1 protein-coding gene is annotated in these 1,105 nt (G+C 66.9%); it reads right to left on the reverse strand.

All coding sequences use genetic code 11. The features are described 5' to 3' along the window. Positions 1-4 precede the first annotated feature (4 nt). The coding region (locus WT97_RS04990) for an amidohydrolase family protein (protein WP_156440212.1) at positions 5-1,105 on the reverse strand (1,101 nt) is incomplete at its 5' end.

A 1,105-nucleotide genomic window follows, 5' to 3' on the forward strand; every position in this document is an offset into this window, starting at 1 on the left:
CATGTCAGACCGCCCAGCACGAACAGCCGAACGCGCCCCAGAAGCCCTTCGCGTCCGACGTCGGCAACGCACTTGCCCATGCGCTCGCGTGCGCGTGCTGGTGAACGGTGCATGCATTCGCGCAGCCACACGCCGCGGCAGCCGCCGCCGCGCGCTGCAACGGCGCGCCGTTGCGCTGCGTCGCGCCCCAGCCGCCATAGCCTCCAAACTCGCGCACCGGCGACCAGTCCGGCATCGCCGGCGGAATCGGCGCGTCGTGCGACGCGAACGGCCCCGCGCCCCACACGATCTTCCCGTCGACCACCGTCAGCAACGCGGTCGTGGCGGCGATATCGTCCTCCGCGCACGCGAAGAAATCGCGATCCGGGACGATCAGGTCGGCAAGCTGCCCCACCGCGATGCGTCCTTTCTTGCCCTCTTCGTTCGAGAACCACGTCACGTACTCGGTCCACATCCGCAGCGCGGTTTCGCGATCGAGCAGGTTGCGCTGCGGATACAGGCGCATGCCGCCGACCGTCTTGCCTGTCACGAGCCACGCGAGCGACACCCAGGGGTTGTACGACGCGACGCGCGTTGCATCCGTGCCGGCCGACACCTTGAGCCCCTTGCCGAGCATCTTCGCGACCGGCGGCGTCGCCTCCGCGGCTTGCGCGCCGTAGCGCTCGACGAAGTACTCGCCCTGGTACGCCATCCGGTGCTGCACCGCGACGCCGCCGCCGAGCGCGGCGATCCGGTCCATCGACTTCTCGGTAATCGTTTCCGCGTGATCGAAGAACCAGTTCAGCCCTTCGAGCGGGATGTCTTCGTTGACCTTCTCGAACACGTCGAGCGCGCGGCTGATGGTTTCGTCATAGGTCGCATGCATGCGCCACGGCCAGCGGTTTTCCGCGAGCACGCGCACGACGCCTTCGAGATCGTCTTCCATCTGCTCGGGCAGGTCCGGACGCGCGACGCGGAAGTCTTCGAAGTCGGCCGCGGAAAACGCCAGCATCTCGCCCGCGCCGTTATTGCGGAAGTAGTCGGTGCCGTCGTGGTACTTGACGCTCTTCGTCCAGTTCACGAAGTCTTCCTTCTCCGCGTTCGGCTTCTGCGTGAACAGGTTGTA

The sequence above is a fragment of the Burkholderia sp. MSMB1459WGS genome (genome assembly GCF_001534535.1).
GTDB lineage: Bacteria > Pseudomonadota > Gammaproteobacteria > Burkholderiales > Burkholderiaceae > Burkholderia.